This window comes from Chryseobacterium sp. KLBC 52 (genome assembly GCF_003347605.1).
Classification (GTDB): Bacteria; Bacteroidota; Bacteroidia; order Flavobacteriales; family Weeksellaceae; genus Chryseobacterium.
Genome location: NZ_QDFZ01000014.1, coordinates 21,655 through 44,464, shown reverse-complemented (window position 1 = coordinate 44,464; position 22,810 = coordinate 21,655). Strand labels below are relative to the sequence as shown.

Annotated in this window: 18 protein-coding genes; 11 read left to right on the top strand and 7 right to left on the bottom strand. The window is 38.0% G+C overall.

What is annotated here, in order from left to right:
• Window positions 1–3: 3 nt before the first annotated feature.
• On the bottom strand, window positions 4–630 hold the full coding sequence (locus DDF69_RS15290; protein WP_114821530.1) for an RNA polymerase sigma factor: 627 nt from the start codon (window positions 628–630) through the stop codon (window positions 4–6).
• A 240-nt stretch (window positions 631–870) separates the two neighbouring features.
• On the opposite strand from DDF69_RS15290, the gene DDF69_RS15285 reads away from it, so the two are divergent.
• The 8 genes from DDF69_RS15285 to DDF69_RS15250 all read left to right on the top strand — a co-directional run bounded on the left by DDF69_RS15285 (window position 871) and on the right by DDF69_RS15250 (window position 11,211).
• Window positions 871–1,827, top strand: a complete 957-nt coding sequence (locus DDF69_RS15285; protein WP_228412013.1) for a FecR family protein — start codon at window positions 871–873, stop codon at window positions 1,825–1,827.
• 52 nt (window positions 1,828–1,879) lie between these two features.
• Window positions 1,880–5,182 carry a TonB-dependent receptor gene (locus DDF69_RS15280; RefSeq protein WP_114821528.1) on the top strand — a complete coding sequence of 1,101 codons (3,303 nt, stop codon included), beginning with the start codon at window positions 1,880–1,882 and terminating at the stop codon, window positions 5,180–5,182.
• A 313-nt stretch (window positions 5,183–5,495) separates the two neighbouring features.
• On the top strand, window positions 5,496–6,788 hold the full coding sequence (locus DDF69_RS15275; protein ID WP_114821527.1) for a hypothetical protein: 1,293 nt from the start codon (window positions 5,496–5,498) through the stop codon (window positions 6,786–6,788).
• Between the two features lie 76 nt (window positions 6,789–6,864).
• Window positions 6,865–7,788, top strand: coding sequence for a T9SS-dependent choice-of-anchor J family protein (locus DDF69_RS15270; protein ID WP_114821526.1), 924 nt, complete (start codon window positions 6,865–6,867; stop codon window positions 7,786–7,788).
• Between the two features lie 179 nt (window positions 7,789–7,967).
• Window positions 7,968–8,711, top strand: coding sequence for a hypothetical protein (locus DDF69_RS15265; protein ID WP_228412012.1), 744 nt, complete (start codon window positions 7,968–7,970; stop codon window positions 8,709–8,711).
• A gap of 6 nt (window positions 8,712–8,717) precedes the next feature.
• A complete protein-coding gene (locus tag DDF69_RS15260) occupies window positions 8,718–10,058 on the top strand; it encodes a S41 family peptidase (protein WP_114821525.1) in 1,341 nt (446 codons plus the stop codon).
• A gap of 80 nt (window positions 10,059–10,138) precedes the next feature.
• Window positions 10,139–10,408: a hypothetical protein gene (locus tag DDF69_RS15255; RefSeq protein WP_114821524.1), complete on the top strand. Its 270-nt coding sequence runs from the start codon at window positions 10,139–10,141 to the stop codon at window positions 10,406–10,408.
• Between the two features lie 50 nt (window positions 10,409–10,458).
• Window positions 10,459–11,211 (top strand): sterol desaturase family protein, encoded by a 753-nt coding sequence (locus DDF69_RS15250; protein WP_228412011.1) that lies wholly within the window; start codon window positions 10,459–10,461, stop codon window positions 11,209–11,211.
• A 9-nt stretch (window positions 11,212–11,220) separates the two neighbouring features.
• Here the strand turns inward: DDF69_RS15250 and DDF69_RS15245 are convergent, their stop codons facing one another.
• Complete coding sequence (locus tag DDF69_RS15245; protein WP_114821523.1) at window positions 11,221–11,643, bottom strand: MarR family winged helix-turn-helix transcriptional regulator; 423 nt, start codon at window positions 11,641–11,643, stop codon at window positions 11,221–11,223.
• A gap of 51 nt (window positions 11,644–11,694) precedes the next feature.
• Here DDF69_RS15245 and DDF69_RS15240 point away from each other — a divergent pair, with 51 nt between their 5' ends.
• Entirely contained in the window at window positions 11,695–13,944 is a 2,250-nt protein-coding gene (locus tag DDF69_RS15240; protein ID WP_114821522.1) for an ATP-binding cassette domain-containing protein, read from the top strand.
• A gap of 297 nt (window positions 13,945–14,241) precedes the next feature.
• Here the strand turns inward: DDF69_RS15240 and DDF69_RS15235 are convergent, their stop codons facing one another.
• From DDF69_RS15235 to DDF69_RS15215, 5 genes are all read right to left on the bottom strand, one after another.
• On the bottom strand, window positions 14,242–15,282 hold the full coding sequence (locus DDF69_RS15235; RefSeq protein ID WP_114821521.1) for a phytase: 1,041 nt from the start codon (window positions 15,280–15,282) through the stop codon (window positions 14,242–14,244).
• A gap of 7 nt (window positions 15,283–15,289) precedes the next feature.
• A complete protein-coding gene (locus DDF69_RS15230; RefSeq protein WP_114821520.1) occupies window positions 15,290–18,100 on the bottom strand; it encodes a TonB-dependent receptor in 2,811 nt (936 codons plus the stop codon).
• Window positions 18,101–18,331: 231 nt separating this feature from the next.
• Window positions 18,332–18,868, bottom strand: a complete 537-nt coding sequence (locus DDF69_RS15225) for a TetR/AcrR family transcriptional regulator (protein WP_114821519.1) — start codon at window positions 18,866–18,868, stop codon at window positions 18,332–18,334.
• Window positions 18,869–18,924: 56 nt separating this feature from the next.
• Window positions 18,925–19,638 (bottom strand): hypothetical protein, encoded by a 714-nt coding sequence (locus tag DDF69_RS15220; protein WP_114821518.1) that lies wholly within the window; start codon window positions 19,636–19,638, stop codon window positions 18,925–18,927.
• 128 nt (window positions 19,639–19,766) lie between these two features.
• Window positions 19,767–20,648, bottom strand: coding sequence for a cupin-like domain-containing protein (locus DDF69_RS15215; protein ID WP_114821517.1), 882 nt, complete (start codon window positions 20,646–20,648; stop codon window positions 19,767–19,769).
• 190 nt (window positions 20,649–20,838) lie between these two features.
• Between DDF69_RS15215 and DDF69_RS15210 the strand changes: the two genes are divergently transcribed.
• Both DDF69_RS15210 and putP read left to right on the top strand, forming a co-directional pair.
• On the top strand, window positions 20,839–21,093 hold the full coding sequence (locus DDF69_RS15210; RefSeq protein ID WP_162800944.1) for a hypothetical protein: 255 nt from the start codon (window positions 20,839–20,841) through the stop codon (window positions 21,091–21,093).
• 208 nt (window positions 21,094–21,301) lie between these two features.
• Window positions 21,302–22,798 (top strand): sodium/proline symporter PutP, encoded by a 1,497-nt coding sequence (gene putP / locus DDF69_RS15205; RefSeq protein WP_114821515.1) that lies wholly within the window; start codon window positions 21,302–21,304, stop codon window positions 22,796–22,798.
• Window positions 22,799–22,810 lie beyond the last annotated feature (12 nt).

Below are 22,810 nucleotides of genomic sequence, written 5' to 3'. Positions count from 1 at the left end.
CACTCAATACCTCGTCAAAACCTCCATCAACAACAGAATAGAAACCAGCTTTTTAGAAGACTTATACTCCGGATTCAGCTGTTCACGGATTTCTCCCAAAGCTTTGCTTAGTTTATTGCTCACGGTTTTGTTGCTGATTCCCAGTGCTTCTGCGGTTTCATTCACAGACATATTTTTTCTGATTCTCATATCGTAGACCTGCTGCTCTGTTGAGGGAAGTTGGGCAACCACCTCATCAATCATGGATAACAAAGCAGAAATTTCATTTTCCTCAAGAATTTCAAAATAATCTGAATCTGCCATTTCAATTTCATTCGGAATATCAAACTCATCAATACTCAGCGTAGGAGGAGCTTTTTTATAGCTGTTATAAAAATCAATAATCCGGTAATGAAGATGGCGGAGGAGGTAGCCTTTGGCGCTTTCCGTTTCATCGGTTTGTATCACGTCTGTATTTTCAAGAATCTTCATCCATAGATTCTGAAGAATTTCCTCAGAGACTTCTTTATCCCGTGTCCGTACAAAAACAAAGCGATATAGACTATCCCAGTATCGGTCATACAGCAGCATAAATGCAGGACGGTCGCCTGATTTTATTTTCTTTAATAATGTATAGTCTGTTGGGCTCATATTGTGATACAAAATTACCTAAAGGAAAATTAACTTTTTGTGAACTTTGGGTATGATAAGATTAAATATTTCTGAAAAACAGGGCTCAAATGTGACGTTAATGTTGAGTAAATGTGAAAAAGGATGAAAATTATTAACAATTTGGTTGTAATGTGAATATAACGTTAAGGATGCCCTGGGGAAGTTTTTCATTTTCACTGTCTTATAGATAGAAGTATCTGTGAATACATGAAAGACCTTATGAAAAAACGTTTACCATATAAAAATATTGAAGCCTTTGTTTTCAGACTTTGGGAACGGGAAGTTTCGGAAGACTCAATCTCTGAAAAAGAAAATGAACTTTTAAAGCAATGGAGAACTCAGACAGAAAAAAATCTGGATGCTACTCATATGAAAGAATCCAAAGAAAGAATATTGTCCGGACTGGAGTATTATTTTCCTCAAACAGAAAGTATTTCTATTTCATCTGTAAAAAGCTTTACAACGCATCTCTATAAAATGGCTGCAGTTATTATTCTGCTGTTGTCATTGGGTGGAATATTTACCTACACCATGTTCATTAAGCCTGATGTATATCTTGCAAAATCCGGGAACCGTATTGTTCAGCTTGAAGACGGATCTGTAGTTACTCTTTTACCAGGCGCTGTACTGACTGTAGAAAAATCTTTTCCTGCGTCTACCAGAGTAGTGGATTTAAAAGGAGATGCCATATTCTCTGTCGCAAAATCTAAAACACATCCTTTTATCGTTCGTGCAGATGGCTTCAGTACCAAAGTATTGGGAACGGTATTTAAGATTTCACAGTCAGGCAAGAAAAAAGCTGTTGATCTTTATGAAGGGAAGGTTGCTGTTTCTTCTCCTGGCGTTCCGGTTTCTTTCCTTGCGCCGAATCAGAAATGGACCAACTTTGGAATTGCGCATACTACAGCCATTATTGCATTGAAACCTGTGAAAAACTCAGCAAAAACAGTTCCTGCGATATTGTCTTTGAGCTTTAACGATGTTCCTTTAAAAGAAGTAGTAGCAGTCCTGGAAAGCAATTACAGTACAACGGTTATGTATCCTAAAGAATCTGAAAATAAAAAGATTACTGCCGATTTCACAGGCGGTACCGTTGGCGAAAATATTGAATCCCTGGCCTTCATTCTGGGGTTGGAAGTACAGAAAAAAGAAAACACCTATATCCTTAAGAAATAAATCATTATTCAAAAAAAATTAAATAATCATAATCAAGAGAACACTATTAAGTATGAAAAGTTTGAAATGTGGGATTACCATAGCAGCCTTATTTTTTACTGTAGCCGCAGAAGCTCAGGAGCTGGTTCAGAAAGTGACATTTTCTGTACCTGCCAACAGACCGTTGATTGAAGTTTTGGAAGAATTTGCCGGAAAAACGGGAATGAGACTGGCGTATTCCAAGGTAGACATTAAAGAGCTGAAGGTAAAAGGAGTGAAATGCGAAAATACTTCTGTCAACAACTGTCTGAAGGATATTACGAACGGACTTCCTATTATTTACCGACTGCATGGTGATCTTATTTCGATAAAATATGAAAGCTCTGCTATTTCCGCATTGGGAAACGGACGAATTTCCGGTAAAATAGTGGATGAAGTAGGAAATCCCATTACCGTAGCAGAAGTTACTGTAGCTCAGAAAACAGTGGTCACTGATAATAACGGTGACTTTACGATAGATCTTCCCTCGGGAACTTATAATCTGACCATAAAAGCACCTAAATATAATACGCTGAGAGTTGAAAAATTATCTGTTACGAATAAAGAAACCAATGCTGTTTCATTTGCTTTAAACAAGGCCTCAGATAAAATTACAGACATCAAAGAAGTGGTCATTACGGCAGCCCGTAAAGCAGATACTCAGGCAGGACTTCTTGCCCAGCAGAAGAAAGCAGCGCAGATGAGTGATGGTATTTCTGCAGAACAAATTTCCAAAACACCGGACAGCGATGTAGGAGGAACTTTGAAAAGAGTAACAGGAATCACTACTATTGATAATAAATATGTGGTAGTACGATCGATGGGAGAACGCTGGAACACTGCTGCCATGGACGGAATCAACCTGCCAAGTACGGAAGCTTATAACCAGAACTTTTCATTTGATATCATTCCTACGGCAATGGTAGAAAGTGTGGTGGTAAGCAAATCGGCCACCCCGGATATGAATGCCAGTTTTGCAGGAGGTTATGTAGAAGTGCGAACAAAAGATATTCCCAATGAAAATTTTACAACCGTAACGTTGGGAACTTCGTATAATGATCAGTCGGCCTTCAAAGAATTTCTGACCCGTAAGCGTGGAAAGTATGATTATTTCGGATATGATGACGGGACAAGAGATTTTCCCAAAGGACTGGAGCCGATGAACTGGACAGATCCAAGGTTTTTTGAACAATCCAGGCAGTTTACCAATGACAATTTCAGCACCTATAAAACCAGAGGTGACATGGGATCTAATATACAGCTGGCACTGGGAAGAACCTACGCGCTAAAAAACAATAATAAATGGGGATTTGCCGGAGCATTTGTCATCAGAAATGAGCAGAATAAACTGGATATTGACCATACAGGAAGAGGAAACTGGCTGGATACCACAGGACCTTATGTCGCCGATTGGGAAACAAAGGGAGTCGCTCCGATACCATTTTATAATTTCAAAAATAAAGGAGCTTCCTATAATTACAACTCTACGGTAGCGGGGATGCTTAATTTTGGGCTTCAGCTAGGGAAAAACAGAATCTCATTCCGTAATTCATATACTCATATTTTTGATAATACACTGACAAGAGTTACCGGATGGAATGAATATACCACTGGTAGTTCCATGGCTTCCAACGCGGAATTAGCCTATAATTATTTTTATAACGGTATCATCCCCAATAATGATCCTGCTCAGATTAAAAACTTAGACAGGCCTTATACTGATAACACCAATTACCCTATTTTTCAGATGCTTCTACAAAATAAACTGGAAGGAAATCATAAAATAGGAAATGCAGAAGTCAACTGGTTTGCAGCAAGAACAGGGATAACATCTGATACGAAAGATTATACACAATATCTGACACTTTATGATTTTATCGGGAGTGAAATTCTGACCTATCATAAAATTTATAATACCGGAGGAAATTTTTACAGAGGATATATCGCCAATAAAGAAACAGATTACAATTATGGAGCTTCGGTTAAATGGGATCTGGATCTGGGAAATTTAAAAAATACGGTTAAGACAGGATATGCAGGTACATTGAAGAATAATACCAATCAACAACAGAAGTTCTTTCTGCGAGTGGATGAGAACAGAAATGTTCCGAATAGTGAGAAAAATTATTTGACGATGTATGGAGCTCTGGCAGATTGGTTCAATGGATCTCAATATGTACCGGGAGGTATCGGATGGGAAACCAAAGCATTGTATAAAAATGACAAGTATGAAGGAGAGGTGAGTCAGCATGCGGTTTTTGTGATGTTTGATAACCGTTGGAAGAAATTAAGGTTAGTTTGGGGACTTCGTGCAGAATACTTTAAATATGATCTTATCTCACAGCAATTAGACCCAAGTGATACAAAGAATGTAGAAAGAGCGGCTATTGAGGATAAGCCATGGCAATGGATGCCCTCTGCAAACTTTACCTACAGCCCTACCAATAAAATTAATCTAAGGCTTGCTTACAACAGATCTGTGATCCGTCCTCAGTTCAATGAAAGAACAGGACTTCCTTATTTCGATCCGATAGCTAATGGTTTAATCTATAATACCGAAATGACATCTTCTGTCATTAATAATTATGATTTCAAATTTGAATGGTTTCCCGGATTGGGAGAAATATTTTCTGCAGGGCTCTATTATAAAAATATAGACCGGCCGATAGAACGTGAGGGGCATATTTCCAGCGAAGGAAATTTATATCTCTATAATGGTAATTCGAAAAATGCAAAATTATTGGGAGTGGAAGCTGAAGTAAGAAAGAATTTAGGATTTATTGCAGACGGAACCTTTCTGGAAAAGCTTTTCATCAGTGGAAACTTTACCTATAATCATACGAAAGTGGTAGCTTTTAAAGACCTTTATAAAACAGGTGACAATGATGACACCTATGAAGTAAAACGTCCGCTCTATGGACAGACTCCTTATGCCTATAATCTTGGATTGACATATGATGGTGATCGTTTGGGACTGAGCTTTTTATACAATGCTAAAGGAGATCAGTATATCACTGTCGGATATGCTTACAAAGGTGAAGAAATACAGCGCCCTTACGCTGTGGCAGACGCGCAGATCTCCTATAAATTTCTTCGGAATAAAAACCTTGAATTAAAATTAAATGCCAGAAACTTATTCAACAGGGTGAAGGAATACTATAATAATTATAATTCCTATGCGATACCTCTGGGATTGGGGAGTGCCATCGGAACTGAGCGGGAAGCCTGGGGACTTTTACCCGGTGCAACAGACAGATATGATAAAAATATTGATAAGATTATGTTTCGGGCCTACAGCGGAAGAATGTTCAGCCTAAGTGTGAACTATATGTTCTAAAACACGAATATCAAAAACAACAATAGAGAAAGATATCTTAAATATAGCAGCGTACAGGTTTCGGGAACCTGATCAAAACTGAAAATTACTGATGATGCGCACAGCAGTACAGTTCTGAAAAAACCGGACGTTAACAGCTTTTCCCAGGCATTAACGATTCTTATGGGAACGCCCGCAATGCAGTTCCTCCTGCAGCGATGGGATGAACACCAAAAAAACAAATCGAAGGAATAGAGAGGAAGATATTCCTGAATATTAAAAAACTGATCTGGTATAAAAATAACACAGCCGGATTGTACTAAAAATTATAACAATGAAAAGACTAACTCTAATTGCAGTGGCAGCATTATCTCTTACAGCTTGTCAAAATGATCAACTGGCAGATTCATCTTCTCCATTCGAAATGAAATCTACTTCTGCTGAGTACCTTACAGCTTCTGCGCTGCCGGTAACCAGTGTAAGTGGTGATATTACTTCAAATACTACATGGAGTGGTGTAGTTGAACTAAATGGAATTGTAACTGTAAAAAATGGGGCTACATTGACAATCCAGCCGGGTACATTCATTAAGGCTAAACCAAACACAAACAATACAGCTACAGGAGTTTTGGTAATTTCTAAAACAGGAAAAATCAACGCAGCAGGTACTGAAGCTCAGCCAATCATTTTCACAAGCTACAAATTGTTAGATGGAAACGAAGATACAACTGCCGCTCCTGGTGACTTCGGAGGGGTTATTATCTTAGGAGATGCTCCTACAAACACGCCTTTCACAAAAACAATTGAAGGATTATCTGGTCCTGATTTCTATTATGGAGGTACTAATGCTTCTCATAATGGGGGAACATTGAAGTATGTACGTATCGAATTTGCAGGATATGATCTTTTAGCGCCAAACTCAGGAAACGAAATCAACGGTCTTACTTTAGGAGGGGTTGGAAACGGAACTACTTTGGATCATATTCAGGTATCTTTCGGAAAAGATGACTCTTTCGAATTCTTCGGTGGTACTGTAAACGCTTCAAACCTTGTTTCTTTTGCTGCAGATGATGATAACTTCGATTTCGATAACGGATATACAGGAACTATTACTTGTGCATTAGCTTTGGCAGATTACAACTCTACACACAGTCTTAGCGGATCAAGCCCTGATTCTAACGGTATCGAGCTTGATAACAACGCAGAAGGTTCTTCTACAACATTGTTAACTCACCCGGTGATCAACAACCTTACTATCGTTGGTTCTAAGAACTCTACTAAAGGTGCTTTGTATGAAAACGGTATCCACATCAGAAGACATGGAAGATTAACATTAAATAACGCTGTCGTTACAGGATATCCTGTTGGAATCAAAGTAGAAGGTACAGGTTCTGAACTTTCTTCAGCTTCAGCTTACAGCACAATCCAGGTTCACGGATTTACTACTTCCGTTACAGGTACAGGAACAGCGGGAATCCCTGCAGCCAATCTGTTAACTGGAACTCCTGCATCTCTATGGGGTATGAGCCAGCCGTTCTTCAACGAAGGTGGTTGGAATGTATCTCCAAGAAACTGTGGAAACTTCCAGGGACTTTGGACAAAATACAATTTCTCTGTTGTAGAATAATAAAAAACTTTAAAAAGCAGGGAACAGCTTATGCTGCTTCCTTGCTTTTACTTCAAAAACATTAATCATCAGCATTATGAAAAAAATAATTTTATCATCTGCTCTGTTTTTATCCCACCTGGCTGCAGCACAGTCTCTGGTATGGGGAAATTCTTTTGATACTCCTGCCGATCTTCAGGGCTGGACATTTCATGACCTGAACAGCAATGGCAACGGTTGGGTACAGGGGGAAAACATCTATCACAACGGAACTACCTTGGCCTATGGAACTGCAGGTGTTCTCCGCCATTCTATCAATTTGGTTCCAAATGGAAATGCTAACGGATTTACCACAGAAAATGACTGGATTATTTCTCCTCAGATTGATCTTACCAATATTGCAGGAACCATTACGCTGGCCGCTTATATCGGGAGACAGAGATCTACTCATACGATTGTTGCCAGAGAACTTTTTATCTATGTAAGCACACCGCAGAAAGAAGTTCCTACGTTGTCGGACTTTCAGGCGATGACAGTAGATGCAGGTGGAAATGATGTTCAGAGTATTTATAAAATACAGGTAGGTGACTCAGCCAATCCTTTTCCGGCTGATCTTACCCAGTTTGTAGAATCCCTTGTAGATCTTTCTGCTTTTGCAGGAAAAAAGATCTATATCGGAATGTGGTCAAACAGAAAAACAAGCGGAAATAATGTACAGAACATTAATATTGATGAAATAGGAATTTTTAATACTCCATTTTTGGGAACTAAGGATGTAAAAGGAAACAAAACACTTACACAAATAGCAGAAAATCCGGTAAGAGAATCTTTACAGCTGCAGCTTAACCCGGCATTGAAAGAAAACACAACTGTAGTCAATATTTACAATGCAGCAGGACAAAAAGTATTAACCACTCCATATGCTAAAACGATAAATATGTCTGGTATTATAGCAGGAGCGTATATCGCTGAAATTACGGATGGAAAAACTACGGAAAGACTGAAGTTTATTAAAAAATAATCATTCTATCCCCTGGAATCTGATTTTTAGCAGCACTATGAAATTTTATATAAAATAATGGGTAGCCTTCGCAAAAAGGTTATCCAGAACATATCCAACTAGTTTTTTTATAATTATATATTGCCCGGCTCATGGGCCGGGCAATATTTTTTAAGTTTTACAAGAAATAATTGAAAAAGATGAATAAAATCTTTGCATTACTACTGTTTTTTACTGCACTTTTTTCATGTACAGACAGCAATACGATGGAGCTGTATGATAAAGTACAGAAACCCGGAGAGGTTAATATCAAAGGATTTTCCAAACCTGATGTTCTTCAGTTGAGGTTGAACGGACAGCCTGTATCCATTGACGGAAAAACGTCCTATACAAATAAAATTGAAACCCAGCTTCAGTTTGTTCTGGATCAGGAAGAAACTAATAAATTGTCTGTCTACAATAATGAAACAGGCGCTGAAATTGCAAAATACAATATTACATATGACAATATAAATGATTATAAAGACCTCTATTTCTTTAATCTTCCCGGAATTTATCTGCAGACCTATGCGGTAAAACCTCAGGTGAATCTTGGAAAAGTAGGTTTTGAATTTATTTTTCCCAATCTGGGAGAATTTTCCGGAAGCTCTTTGAAAGAGGTGAAAGGAATTTTGAAAAGAGAAAACGGAGTCGTGCTTGCCGAGTTTGATAATATAGGAAAAGACAACTTTACCGCAGTGAAAATCTATAGCTTCTTCAGCTCGACAGCTCCCATATATCTGGAATTGTACAAACCGGGAACTACAGAGCCTTACGCAGGATCTAAAATGATTCAGGTGAAATTAAAACAACACACGGGCGCCAATATGATTGTCCTTCAGGAAAAAATGGAAAATGGAGAATGGGTGGTAAAAGGAGATATTGACGTAGCAGAATATCTGTAATTGTATATGAAAAACTTTTTAAAACTTCAATATATTGCCATCGCAGTCTTTCTCATTTCGTGTACCAATAATAATGACGAAAGCGCATCCGTTTTTCCTGAGGGAAGTACAGAATCTGTGAATCTGTGGGTTCAGGACAGTATGAAACGGTATTATTATTGGGCAGATGAGATGCCTGCAAAGCCGGATTATCAGCTTCCTGTAAAAGATTTTTTCAAAAGTCTGCTGTCTTCCAAAGATCGGTTTTCCTTCATGGTGAATACCGAAGATTCCTCTTCGTATCCACGTTCTATAAGAAATATGTACGGCTTTGATTATACCATTGTTCAGCTTGCCAGTAATCAGGTGGTTACAGTCGTTAAGCTGGTGCTCCAAAATTCGCCTGCGTTCAATGCAGGACTGGAAAGAGGAATGATCATTACCAAAGTGAATGGAAAAGTAATGACTGCTGCGAATGCCGAAGCAATGGCTTCATCCATTAAAGACCAGACGGTTGTAGAGCTTACCGTTGGGAAATGGCAAAACGGAGGTGTTACGGATGAAAAAAACATCACCGTGTACTATGGCTTCTCTTTTGAACAGCCTGTTTTATCCAAAGTTTTTGAGAAAAACGGTAAAAAAGTAGGTTATCTGTACATCTATGATTTCCCTGACGGAATGACTCAAACGCTATATCAAAAGTTTGGGGAATTAAAAGCCGCCGGAGTGAAGGAATTAATTCTGGATCTTCGATATAATTATGGAGGTTCGGTATCATCTGCCGCAGCACTTTGTTCCCTGATTCCTTCAGGATTATCATCCGGTTCACCGTTCATCATTTTTAAAGGAAATAAAAACGGAGGTGAAGTCAAAAGAACATTTGCCCAACAGATTGCTTATGATCCCAAAGCTTTGGACTTTACAACTTTGCGTGCGAATGCATTGGGATTGCAGAAAGTTTTTATCCTCACATCCAATAGTACAGCTTCTGCGGCCGAAATTGTGGTGAATAACCTGAAACCTTATATGCAGGTCGTTCAGCTGGGAGATACTACGCTGGGGAAAGATATGGCAGGATTTGTCGTGGAAGACAAGCGTAAACCAAGAAAAATTTCCTTGCAGATTCACCCGGTGATCTATAAAGTATTTAATGCCAACGGAGGGGGAGAATACAGCAATGGAATTTCACCACAAGTGATCGTCAATGAATTTGCAGGACTTTCATTATTACCTTTGGGTGATCCTGATGAAACCCTTATTTCTTCTGCTCTTAACGGTGGTTATTTCAAATCAGCAGCTCACGAAAAGAATGGAAATATCAAAATTTTATTTCAGAGTGACGTACCTCCGGTTATGATGGAGAAATAAGCTGGATCCAAAAACAAAAAATAATATAAAAAATATCTTTATCCTTTACCAATTCACAAAATAACTAAAATGATAAAATCATGCAGGGAATAGAACCAAAACTTCACATGAACCTGACCAGCCGTATTGAATATTACCGTCTGCTGATAGAAGCTGCGGAAGATCCCGAAAGCCAGCCTTCAGAGGTTATTACTCAGATTTCAGAACTGGGTCATTTGTATGAGGAGTATCTGCTCAACAAGAAAAATCTGGAGAACAGTATTAAAAACTACCGGGAATATCATAACAATTTAAGAAAGAAACTGACATCAAGACTGCGGGAGTTGAGAAGAAAAGCAAGACAGAAATAAGATCTGAAATATACTTTATCAGTTGATTTTGCGGTGAAATTCATACCTTTATGACAATCAAGCTGAAGGATGAAAAACTTATGAATTTTAACCCAACAGAACTTTCCGGTTATTTACAGATATTTTGGCAGTTTTCCTGGCCACAATGGATTATATTCAGTCTGATCACTAATATTTTCCTATATCTGTTTTCTATAGGTTTATATATTTTTATCGAAAAGACCTGCCGTAAAAGTCAGTTACAGGAAAAAAATCATCCTGTTACCAGATCCGACTTTTATCTTAGTCTGCTTACCATAGTCTGTAACAGCTTTGTAATGCTTCTGGGAGCCTTTTTATGGAAAAACGGATGGATCATGTTGGGACAAACAGAATCTGTAATTGGAATAATAGCGGAAGTAGCTGCTTTACTTCTCTTAATGGATTTTCTGATGTATTTATTTCATTGTGCAGCACATTTACCTTTTATCTATAAAGTTTTGCATGGAAAACACCATGAACATGTCAGTACCAATTTTTTGAGCCTTTTTGTTCTGCATCCTTTGGAAACCATAGGATTCGGGCTGATGATGCTGGTTTTACTTATAGGCTATGATTTTTCTGTGATCTCCATTTCAGTTTATCTCTTACTTAATCTTATCTGGGGAACGATAGGGCATTTGAACAGAGAGTTTTTTCCTGCTTCTTTTGACCGTTTCTTTGTGGGAACAACAAGGTTTCACAATCAGCACCATTTGGATGAAAGCAAGAATTTCGGATTTTATACTTCGGTCTGGGACAGAGTATTCGGAACCTATAGGTAAATCTTGGTATTAAAGTTTCAAATGATTCAGTACTTTGTCCAGCAGATAATTAAAGTTTTTTAATTCTTCAGAGGTAAGTATAGAAGCCGTCTGATGTGTCATAGCCTTACGGAAAGTTTCAGAATTATCTACAATGAACCTTCCTTTATCCGTTACTGAAAGATTGAATTTCCTGTGGTCTGCTTTCTCCTGTTCCCGGACAATCAAATCTTGACCAATCAGAAATTTCAGCTGTTTTGAAATGGCTGCCTGGCTTATGTTAAAGGCCAGTGATATTTCCCTTCCTGTTGTTGTTCCTTTCCTCATAATAAATTCAATAATATTATAATGAGCAGCAGTTACTCCGTTAATGTTGCCCCGGTTCATATGAGCCAGAATAAGGCATTGGAAATCAGTAAATGTGTTAAAAAATTCTTTTTCAATGGGTTTCATGAGAATTATACTTAACTTAGTTAATTATTAACAAAGTTAAACATTTTGATCATGGAAAATATAGAAATTACCAATGCCCGGCAGAATAATCTCAAAAATATTTCCATAAAAATTCCAAAGTACAGGATTGTGGTTTTTACGGGAATATCAGGATCCGGAAAATCATCTTTGGTTTTTGAAACCATTGGGGCAGAAGCACAAAGACAGATTAATGAAACCCAGAACAGTTTTATCAGAAACCGCCTGCAGCATTATGGGGTGCCTGATGTAGATAAAATTGAAAATTTGAATGTTCCAATCATTATCAATCAAAAACGGTTGGGTGGAAATGCCAGATCTACGGTGGGGACAGCAGCAGATGTGTCTGCATCGCTGAGGCTGCTGTTTTCGAGAATGGGAGAGCCGTTTGTAGGATATTCCAATGTATTTTCATTTAATCATCCACAGGGAATGTGCCCTGAATGTGAAGGATTAGGTTTTGTTCAGACATTAAATGTCAATGTTTTAATTGATCGTGATAAATCTTTACACGAAGGTGCAGTCCGTTTCCCGACTTTTCAGCCTGGAGGATGGCGTTTAACAAGATATACCTTGTCGGGTTATTTCGATAATGATAAAAAACTAAAGAATTTCACCGATAAAGAATGGGAAACCCTGCTGTATGCGCCGGAACACAAACCTAAGCATCCTCATAAAGAATGGGGAAAAACGGTAAAATATGAAGGAATTGTTCCAAGGATTGAAAAAGCATTTCTGAAAAAAGATTCAAAAGAAAACATTACAAGAAAAGACGCCCTGAACCATGTTGTTATTACCAAAACATGTCCGTTATGCAACGGAAAACGGTTGAATGAAAAAATACTGTCCTGTAAAATCGAAGGTAAAAGTATTGCAGATTGTATGGCCCTTTCAGTGGATGAACTGCTTGAGTTTATTACCTCACTGGATTCAAAAGCATATGAAGTCGTCATCAAAGAGCTTTCCGCAAAGCTGCAGAATATCATTACGATCGGATTGCAGTATCTGACTCTGGACAGAAGTACCAATACGCTTTCCGGAGGAGAATCTCAGCGTATAAAAATGGTTAGGAGCCTGGGAAACAGCCTGATAGATCTGTTGTATATTTTTGATGAACCCAGTATTGGACTTCATCCGAAGGATCTGCAGAATATCATCACTATTATTCAGCAGATCAGAGACAAAGGAAACTCTGTTTTAATCGTAGAACATGATCCGGATCTCATAAAAATGGCAGACCGTGTGATTGATATAGGCCCGGGTTCAGGAAGGAATGGAGGAGAAGTGGTGTATAACGGAACATTTAAAAATCTAAAAAATTCGGCAGGTAAAACAGGTTCTTATTTCGCAACGAAACCTTCCATCAAACAAGAATTCAGAAAACCTGATGGCTATCTTGAAATTAAAAATGCCAACAGGTATAATCTTAAAAACGTAACCGTACAGATTCCAACGGGAGTAATGACAGTGGTAACAGGAGTGGCGGGATCTGGAAAAAGTACTCTGATTAATCGTATTCTGCCGGAAATTTATCCGGAGGTGACCATTATTGATCAATCGCTCTTTGCAGCAAGCGCCCGTTCCAATTTGCTTACTTATCTCGGAATATCAGATATTGTACGTAAGCTTTTTGCACAATCCAACCATGTTTCAGATAAACTCTTCAGCAGGAATAGTGACGGAGCCTGCAAAAACTGTAAAGGATTGGGAATAGAAAAAATTGACCTTGCTTTTATGGATGATATTGAGCAGCCCTGTGAAGTTTGTGGAGGATCTGGATTTGATCCGGATGTATTGCAATATACCTATAACGGAAAAACAATTGTGGAAGTGATGAACATGACGGTTTCTGAGGCTGCTGATTTTTTTAAGGAAGAATTTGTTCTTAAAAATTTTGATCTGCTGATACAATTAGGTCTTGATTATCTTACATTAGGACAAAGGCTGGACAGCTTTTCCGGAGGCGAAAGACAGCGTCTGAAACTCACAAGAGAACTGAAAAACACCAATCAGATCATTATTCTTGATGAACCGAGTACCGGACTGCATCCAAGTGATACCCAAAAGCTGCTTACGTTCTTTAACGGGCTTGTAGACCAGAATAATACATTGATTGTTATAGAACACAATCTTGATATTATTTCGAAAGCAGACTGGATTATTGATATGGGGCCTGGTGCAGGGAAACTTGGTGGTAAAGTATTGTTTGAAGGAACTCCACCGGAGCTATTGAAAAATAAAATATCATATACCGCGGAGTTTCTGAGAAAACATGTGGAATAGAAAAGTAGTGTTAAAAACGCAAAATAAAGCTGCAGAGCTGCTTACGACGCTTAAGAATAAAACTTTTGCTTCATCAGTCGATTGAAAATCGACTCTTTCTTTGCACCCTTAAAATATTAGATCATTTAAAATAACCTTTGCGTTGAAAAACTTTAAGATCATAAACCATTAAGAAGAATGAAAAAATGAAGAGTATTAAGATGAGCAACCTGTCATTGCGAACCAAAGGTGAAGCAATCTCATTAATGTCACTCAACTTAATACTCTTAAAACCTTATCAACCTTAATGGTTAAAGATTATTTTTTATTACCATTTTTTCTAGCTGACTTTATTGCTTTTTCAACCATTCTCCAGTCGTAAAGGTGGAATATCCTACCATTACTCATGGCAACAAAAACGCCTTTAGGGAATTTCGGACCTAAGTTAACGTTTGTCACTTCAGATCCATCACTTTCCAGTGTAGAAACCGGAATTTCTGCTATTCTTCCTTTTGATTGGTCTTCTCTTAAATACACATTGAAGGTGTCATTCTGCTGATTTGAAACCAGAATATATCCTTTCCCTTTAGCAGTAGGATAGATCGAAATTCCTTCCACATCAGATTTAAAATCTCCTTTCCCGAATACCGATAACTCTTCATTGCCTTTTCCAGGATCAGCATAATATTTATGAACCCCAAACTGCTCATCAGAATAATAGATATAGCCCATTTCGTCGTCTACAGCGATGCTTTCAATCTCTTTCAAACCGCTGTATTTCCCAAACTTACGGACAACTTCTCCTGTGACAGATCCGTTTTTCTCCATTAGTTTATACTGCCAAAGGTAGCCGTCAGCCGGACCGGATTTTCTTCCTGCAATCACAAATATATCCCCGGTTTCCGGATTTTTATACATTGAAACTCCCATCGGACCACGTTCTGTTTCTCCTTCAAATACAGAGATTTCTCCCACTTCTTTTAGTTCAGGAAGCGAGTATAATTTTACTTTGTTGGTTTCCCTTTCAGTTACCGCTGCGATATCTGTTTTTTGTCCATTTAAAATAAAACCATATTCAAGATCAACATTGTTGGGACGCTTCAATCCTAACACTTTATTGATGATTTTCCCGTTAAGATCAAAAGCATATAATCCGCCATCAGTATCTTTATCTGTTCCGATGATAATACTTTTGGAAGCATCCTGAGGATTAATCCATATGGCAGGATCGTCCGTATCATGAACCACTGTTTCTGTAATAACGGTAGGTTTTAATTTTTCTATAACTTCTTTCTGCCCTGTACAGTTGATCACAAAAGGAAGAACTGAAAGAGCCAGTAGATAATGTATGTTTTTCATGTGTATTTTAAAAATCAAATTTCACTCCCATCGTAAACCTCGGTCTGTAATATTCAGCCTGAGCGGTTCTGCTCTGGATTCCCTGGTAGTATCTTAACGGCTGGTTCGTCAGATTATTGGCTTCTGCAAAAATTCTCAGCTGGCTGGTAATCTTGTAAGAAGCATTGGCATCAAGGAAGAACTGTTTATCGTAATAACGGTCATCAAATGCTTTGCCGCCAAGCTCGTCAATATAATGAGAAGCATAGTTCATGGAAACTCTCGCCGAAAAACGTTTGTTTTCCCATGAAAGAGATCCGTTGAACATGTGAGGAGCAGCTCCCGGAAGTCCTACATCCGTTCTTTCCACCCCATCTTCATTGGTAATTCCCTTTGCCTTAGATTTGGTGTACGTATAGTTCACATAGACTCCAAGTCCCTTCCAGAAAGCTCCGGGAATGAAATCAAGCTGTCTTTGTAAAGCGACTTCAAAACCATAAATATCTACATTGTCACCGTTACGCTGCTGGGTAAATTTCCAGTTATTTTCTCCGGCAGGAATAGGGTTGGTTTGTCCTGCAAAATCATTCGCGAAGTCATTCGCAGTATAATTTCTCTTTGAATAAGTATAAATAAAGTCGTTCAGGTTTTTATAAAAAACACCTCCTGAAAGAATTCCGACAGATTTGAAGTATTTTTCTGCCATGAAATCAAAATTGTAGGCATAGGTTGCTTTCAGATTCGGATTTCCTGCTGCAACAATTTCATCTTCTGAAATAACATTCAGGTAAGGAACCAGCGAGTAGTAATTCGGGCGGGCAAGAGCCGTAGTAAATGCTGCACGAAGGACAAGATCCTGCATCGGAACATATTTAAAGGAGATATTCGGAAGTACGTTGGTGTAGGTGTTGGTATTATTGATTTGTCCTACCAGATCCTTCTCATTCATCACATAATTTCCGGTGTAATCAATCTGGGTTGTTTCAATACGTGCTCCAACGATCATCGATAGTTTATCATTAAAATCCTGATCCCATCGGATATAGCCTGCATAAATCTGCTCCTTTGCATTGTAATTGCTGGAAAGATATTTTTCAGGTTTAAGTTTGCCGTTAAATAAAGTTGGATTGAACAAATCCAGCCCTCCAAGGAAAGATGGATCAACAAAAGTTCCCGGAACATAATTTCCAGGCTGGAAGTTCTCACCATTAAGATTGATGGTGGGTACAGATAAGAGGCTTCCCATACTGTTGACCGGAGTAAAAGCGTAGAAATCATTCTCTCTTTCCTTTTTCTTCAAACGCATACGGAAACCGGTACGAAGACGTCCTTTCTGTCCGTCAATCACGGAAAACGGAAAACGTATATTCACTTTTGCGCCCAATTCTTTTTCCTGGGTAAAGTTATTGGCATCCGAAAGATCACTCAGTTTATAGCTGCCCAGATTGTCTGCTGCCAGAAGATTGAACATTGGTTTTTCAGGATTGCTAAGATCCGGAGAAAAGTTCATCTTGCTGTTTTCAAATTCTATATAACGCTGATGAGGTTTGTCTTCACTGGCGATGGCATAGTTTACAGACCAGTCAAGATCCACTTTAGATCCTAATAAATGTTCCCCTCTTAAGGCATAGTTCTGCACTTTCTGCTTTTCCAGACGGGTGTTGTCATTATCGGCATCACCTCCTTTATTCTGTCTGGTGATACTTCCTTTCCAGTCTGTAATCTCAGTTTCATCGGCATTGTAAACAGGCTTTATTTTATATCCTAATGCCATTCTGGTTTCCTTATCATTCCGGAAGTTGTACATCGCAGAAGCGTAGATCTTGTTTTTGGAATTGAATTCATAATCCATATTAAGATCAAAACTATGTCTGATACGATGTTCATTATAATAACGTACTCCCATTTTGCTTACATAAACCGTTTGGGCAAGATCATTAGCCTGGCTCCATACAGGTTCTATATTATCAGAACCAAAATTGTTGTTGTTATAGGAAAAGCTGAATACAGCGCCTAGTTTTTTATCCAAAAACCTGTTTCCATAGACAAATCCGGCGGTATAATTTCCTTTTTCACGGATGGGGTTGTATCCTCCGGCAACGGTGGCAGAGATTCTCTGACCATTCGGGGAAGCTCTGGTGATAAGGTTTACAGAACCTCCGATGGCATCGGCATCCATATCCGGAGTTAAAGTCTTATTAACTTCGATGGTGGAAATCATATCAGACGGAATCAAATCCATCTGGACATTACGGTTGTCTCCTTCAGCAGATGGAATTCGGTCTCCATTCAGGGTAACTGAGTTAAGATTGGGAGCAAGTCCTCTGATGATAAGGTTTCTGGCTTCACCCTGATCATTCTGTATGGTGATTCCCGGAACACGCTTCAAAGCGTCCCCAATATTGGCATCAGGAAAACGCCCGATCTGATCGGAAGAAATCACATTGGTTATATTGGCATTGTTTTTCTGTTTGTTTAAGGCTCTTGCCTGATTTTTCAGAGTTGCTCCTGAAACGACAATGGCAGCAATGGAGGTTTCTTTTTTGTCGAAAATAATATTCTGACGGGTGTTTTTCTCAGCTTCTACCGTTACAGTATACTCATGCACACCATAACCAAGGTAATCAATCTTCATGGTATAACTTCCCGGAGGAACATTGAGAAATACAAAGTTTCCATGTTCATCAGAGGTAGTATATATATTTCCCGGGCTTAGAGAAATCTTGGCCCCAGGCAGGGCTATCTTTGAGTCATCATTGATGTTTCCGGACAAAGAACCGGTTTGTGCATAGAAAAAAATAGAGGCACAAAATAAAACAGACGTAAAAATTTTCTTCACTTTTAATATTTTAGATAAAAATCAAAACAAAATTAAACGTCTGTTTGGAAAAGGAGTTGAAGAGAAAATTAAGGTTTTCTTAAGAATTGTTAATATGGAAAGATAAAAGATAAAAGATAAAAGATAAAAGATAAAAGATCTTGTTGTTAAAATTCAATAGGGGTGGGCTTTAGCCCGCCTTACAAATTGTAAATAATTCTATTGGCTTTAGCCCAAACATAGAATTTTCGTTTAGTGAGAAGTACTCAATAGATCCTGTACGATTATTTTAGATTTTTCTATCAGTTCATTGGACCTGTAAAGCTGGCTGGTGAGGATAGAGCTTTCAAAAAGAAGATAGATGTGTGCTGAAACCATATCGTTTTGAATGTCTTCATTGAAACATGCTCTCAATTTATTTTTATGATGACGGATTACGTTGTGAATTTCTTCTTTATCTGCAGGAATTTCCGACAAAATATTCAGAAAACTGCATCCTCTGAAATCTTCTCTTTCATTCATATCAATCAGAAAATCAAAGGATTTCTGAAACTTTTCCTGCAATGTTTCCGCCTTCGATGTAAATTTTTCAAGTTCGGATACCCAGTAATCATACCTTTTATTGAGAAATTCAATACAAAGGTCATCTTTAGATTTAAAATGCTGGTAAAAACTTGCTTTGGATACATCAGCTTCATCAATGATCTGATTGATGCCCGTATTGTTGTAACCCTGTCTATGGAAGAGAACCATAGCAGTGCTTATTATTCTTTCGCGGGGTTTGGGCATAATGTAAAATTTTTACAAATGTAATTAAAATATGAACAGACCGGTACGTGTGGTTTCTAAATAAAACCTCTGGCATAATAGAGCTGAATAACGAAGAAAAGTACGGTGAAAAACCATACGATGTAAGGATGATAGCTGAAGTTATTTTTCAGAATATAATGCAACGCTTTGAAAAGCTTGAAAATTCCGATAATTCCAATGATAATAAAAACCAGAAAGACCAGAAGGAATATATATTCTCTTGTACCATAGTTGCTTATCTTGCCCAGGCTTTCTATATAAGCATCTACATTCATAGTTTGTCCCAGAAACATAGCCGAGCTGATTAATATAAAAAAAGGAGTTGAGGTGTATACGGTTGTATAAATAAAAGAAAATAATAAGGTCCGGAAGGTGACGGTATTTACTTTTTCTTTTTTGTACCATAACAAAGCAACAGTGAATATGACTGCAGTAATATTATTCATCAAAAAAATAAAGAGCGCTTTTTCTACCATGCTTAGCCCCTTGATCTTCGAAATAATATTGTGCTCACCACCATAATCCATTAAAATTACGGAGATAATCACAGAGGTGTACACAGACAATTTGATAGGGGAGAGGTAGTCGTGAAAACGTTCAGCCTCTTCTTTTTCCATCTCATGAACAGACAGGTCATAACATCGGCGCGGGTCCTGAAATAACTTGAAGATAGTTACCGGAACCAATAATATTTCAATAATAATCTGCAGGCACAGCTTCTCAAAGCTATCGATTAATTTTTCAAACATATATGTGTATTTGTATTAGGGGGAACGTTTTGCAATTTAATTATTTTTTGCCACACATCTCAAAAGTGAATAAAAAAGAATGGATGATTCTGAGTGAATCATCCATTTTTTTATCTAAAAGGAATATTTTATTTCGGAAGCCCTTTTTTTAATGCAATATGGGCTCTTTCTACCGCTTTTCTTTCTTTCCAGTCCATATACCTTTTTTTGTATCTGGCTTTCATAAAGTTATCGAAATTACGCTGAACAGCAAGATTCCAGAGAGAATGTGCTTTTACAGCCCAGCTTTTATCCCATGCACGCAGTGAAATAGAGAAAGACCCATCCAGATATTTCATCCAGTGCCACCAGCCTGTAGGCATGAATAATGTATCTCCGTGTTCCAGGAAACACTCAATTCCTTCAATACCATCCAATGCCGGGAATTTTTCAAAATCAGGATTGGCAATATCATAATCTTCCAGTGCATAAGTGGCATACGGAAGTTTATACAGACGTGTTTTCCACTTGTATTCAAACAGAAGAACATGCTTTCTTCCATTGAAGTGAGTATGGAAAATATGCGGCATGTCGATATCGTAATGAAGGAAAGTCACAGAACCTTTACCTCCGAAAAACATACTTGGATATTTATCTAAAAATCCACCCATCAGATTCTTTGGCGGAACATAGTCGTCCAATAGTTTAGGCGCAAATTTTATAGGGTCAAAGAAGAAAATCCTCAGATCAGTAGGCTCTCTCTGAATAAGATCCACATAATCGCGAAAAGGCATTTTCGTAGTCGGACTATTGATAGGAGCTGCAGGATCTGCTTTGGAACTGTCATAAAGGGGAACTTCAACGTCACCTACCACTTCCTTCATGTAATCCATCGTCCATTTTTGATAGGCGGGCCACTTTCTTGCCATATTTCTGATTACCACTGGCTTACATGGCTTTAGATACTTTTCACGGAAATCTTCTTGCGAAATGTCATCTACAATATCAATTGGTTTAAGGATTATTCCCATTCGTTCAAATTATTAAGCTAAAGTATTAAATATTTGCGACAATGAAATGGAAAGAATTAAAATTATTTGGAATTAATATAAATAAATAATAAAGTACCTGTTTCGGCTTTGTTTTTTTGGAGTTATTACGATGTAATTTCATCTTCTGTTCTTTTAAAATTTCTAGTGTTTATACGGTAAAAAGACCGTTGTGAAATACAATAATGGTATGTGTTATTGCTATATTAAAAATGACCATGAAACGTTTTACTACTATTATTCTTTCACTGGTTTTTCACAGAAACCGACCATGATTTTTACTTCAGATATTGTTAATTTTTGGACGGCTTATGACAGCATCCAAAAAACAAATGATTATTCAGGAAAGCTGGATCTTATCAAAAAATTATATACTGATAAAGCTACAAAAGGCTTAAAAGATTTTATGAATGGCAGAAAAGTCTAAAACCGGCTATAAATCGCCTTTTCATAAATAGATGATTAATAAGAAAGATCTGAAAATGAATTTCTTTTATCCTTGAATATATTATTGGTTGTGTGTTAAAATTTTATTGATTTTCTGATTTTTTAGCCTTTTCATAAGATTCTATGGATGGAAGAAGATTTAACCTTTTTCAAAAAAAGGTTATATTCGGCTTCATAAAAATATTGATATGCAAGTATATGAAGGGATTTCTGTGGGGTTGTATCTGTTATTAATGATAGGTATAGGCATATATTCTTATAGAAAATCAACAAGTAATTCAGAAGAATTTTTAATTGGCGGCCGAAAAATGGGGGCTGCCGTAACAGCATTGTCTGCAGGAGCAGCCGATATGAGCGGATGGCTTTTGATGGGCGTTCCGGGAGCAATGTATCTGTCCGGAATTTCAAGCGCCTGGATTGCGATAGGGCTGACCATTGGAGCTTATCTCAATTATATTATTGTAGCCCCAAGGCTCAGAATTTATACAGAAGTGGCGCAGAATGCCATTACGTTACCTGTATTTTTTGAAAACAGATTTAAAAATAAAAATCAGCTTCTGAAAATTACATCCTCTGTTTTCATTCTGGTATTTTTTACCCTGTACACGTCTGCAGGAATGGTATCCGGCGGAAAATTATTCGAATCAGCTTTCGGGATGGATTACACGGTAGGCTTGCTCCTGACAAGTCTGGTAGTCGTGCTGTATACTTTTTTAGGTGGGTTTCTGGCAGTAAGTCTTACTGATTTTGTGCAAGGCACCATTATGGTATTGGCATTGGTGATTGTTCCTATTGTAGCGATTACCCAAATCGGAAGTGTGGGAGAGACTTTTTCTCTGATTGAAGCAAAAAATCCAAAATATCTGGATCTGTTCCGAGGTACCACCACTGTAAGTATTCTGTCTTTACTGGCATGGGGATTAGGATATTGCGGTCAGCCCCATATTCTGGTACGTTTTATGGCCATTGATAAACCGAAGGATCTGATCAAAGCAAGACGCATCGGGATTACATGGATGATCTTTACTGTTGCCGGAGCCTTAGCCATAGGATTGGTAGGAATTGCTTATCTGCAAAAGTTCGATCTGAATACCATGATAAAGTTTGACGGATCAAAGACGGAAGCAGAAACTATTTTCATCTATTTCTCCCGTATATTATTCCATCCGTTTATTGCAGGGTTTCTACTTACAGCCATTCTGGCAGCGGTAATGAGTACAATTTCTTCCCAGCTATTGGTGACTTCAAGCTCATTAACAGAAGATATTTACAAAGCATTTCTGAATAAAAAAGCAACTTCCAGACAATTATTAATAGCAAGCAGGCTTTCTGTTTTGCTCGTAGCTGTCATTGCAGTTCTTTTATCCCTGGATCCTAAGGATAGTATTCTTAATCTGGTAGGAAATGCATGGGCCGGTTTTGGTTCTGCATTCGGACCGTTGATCCTGCTTTCTCTCTTATGGAAAAAGGCAACATGGCAGGGAGGCTTTGCCGGGATGATGGTAGGAGGAATTACTGTTTTAGCATGGGTTTATCTGCAACACCCACTGAAAGACTGGTACGAAATCATTCCTGGGTTTACGCTTTCTCTGTTGACCAACGTGATTGTTTCATTATCAACCTATAAGCCTGATCCTATTATTGAAAACGAATTCAATGAAGTTCAAAAAATCATGCAGGAGTAACCTCCAAAACTT

Coding starts and splice junctions, on each gene's coding strand:
- DDF69_RS15290 (WP_114821530.1), bottom strand. CDS start 630: ATGAGCCCAACAGACTATACATTATTAAAGAAAATAAAATCAGGCGAC.
- DDF69_RS15285 (WP_228412013.1), top strand. CDS start 871: ATGAAAAAACGTTTACCATATAAAAATATTGAAGCCTTTGTTTTCAGA.
- DDF69_RS15280 (WP_114821528.1), top strand. CDS start 1,880: ATGAAAAGTTTGAAATGTGGGATTACCATAGCAGCCTTATTTTTTACT.
- DDF69_RS15275 (WP_114821527.1), top strand. CDS start 5,496: ATGAAAAGACTAACTCTAATTGCAGTGGCAGCATTATCTCTTACAGCT.
- DDF69_RS15270 (WP_114821526.1), top strand. CDS start 6,865: ATGAAAAAAATAATTTTATCATCTGCTCTGTTTTTATCCCACCTGGCT.
- DDF69_RS15265 (WP_228412012.1), top strand. CDS start 7,968: ATGAATAAAATCTTTGCATTACTACTGTTTTTTACTGCACTTTTTTCA.
- DDF69_RS15260 (WP_114821525.1), top strand. CDS start 8,718: ATGAAAAACTTTTTAAAACTTCAATATATTGCCATCGCAGTCTTTCTC.
- DDF69_RS15255 (WP_114821524.1), top strand. CDS start 10,139: ATGCAGGGAATAGAACCAAAACTTCACATGAACCTGACCAGCCGTATT.
- DDF69_RS15250 (WP_228412011.1), top strand. CDS start 10,459: ATGACAATCAAGCTGAAGGATGAAAAACTTATGAATTTTAACCCAACA.
- DDF69_RS15245 (WP_114821523.1), bottom strand. CDS start 11,643: ATGAAACCCATTGAAAAAGAATTTTTTAACACATTTACTGATTTCCAA.
- DDF69_RS15240 (WP_114821522.1), top strand. CDS start 11,695: ATGGAAAATATAGAAATTACCAATGCCCGGCAGAATAATCTCAAAAAT.
- DDF69_RS15235 (WP_114821521.1), bottom strand. CDS start 15,282: ATGAAAAACATACATTATCTACTGGCTCTTTCAGTTCTTCCTTTTGTG.
- DDF69_RS15225 (WP_114821519.1), bottom strand. CDS start 18,868: ATGCCCAAACCCCGCGAAAGAATAATAAGCACTGCTATGGTTCTCTTC.
- DDF69_RS15220 (WP_114821518.1), bottom strand. CDS start 19,638: ATGTTTGAAAAATTAATCGATAGCTTTGAGAAGCTGTGCCTGCAGATT.
- DDF69_RS15215 (WP_114821517.1), bottom strand. CDS start 20,648: ATGGGAATAATCCTTAAACCAATTGATATTGTAGATGACATTTCGCAA.
- putP (WP_114821515.1), top strand. CDS start 21,302: ATGCAAGTATATGAAGGGATTTCTGTGGGGTTGTATCTGTTATTAATG.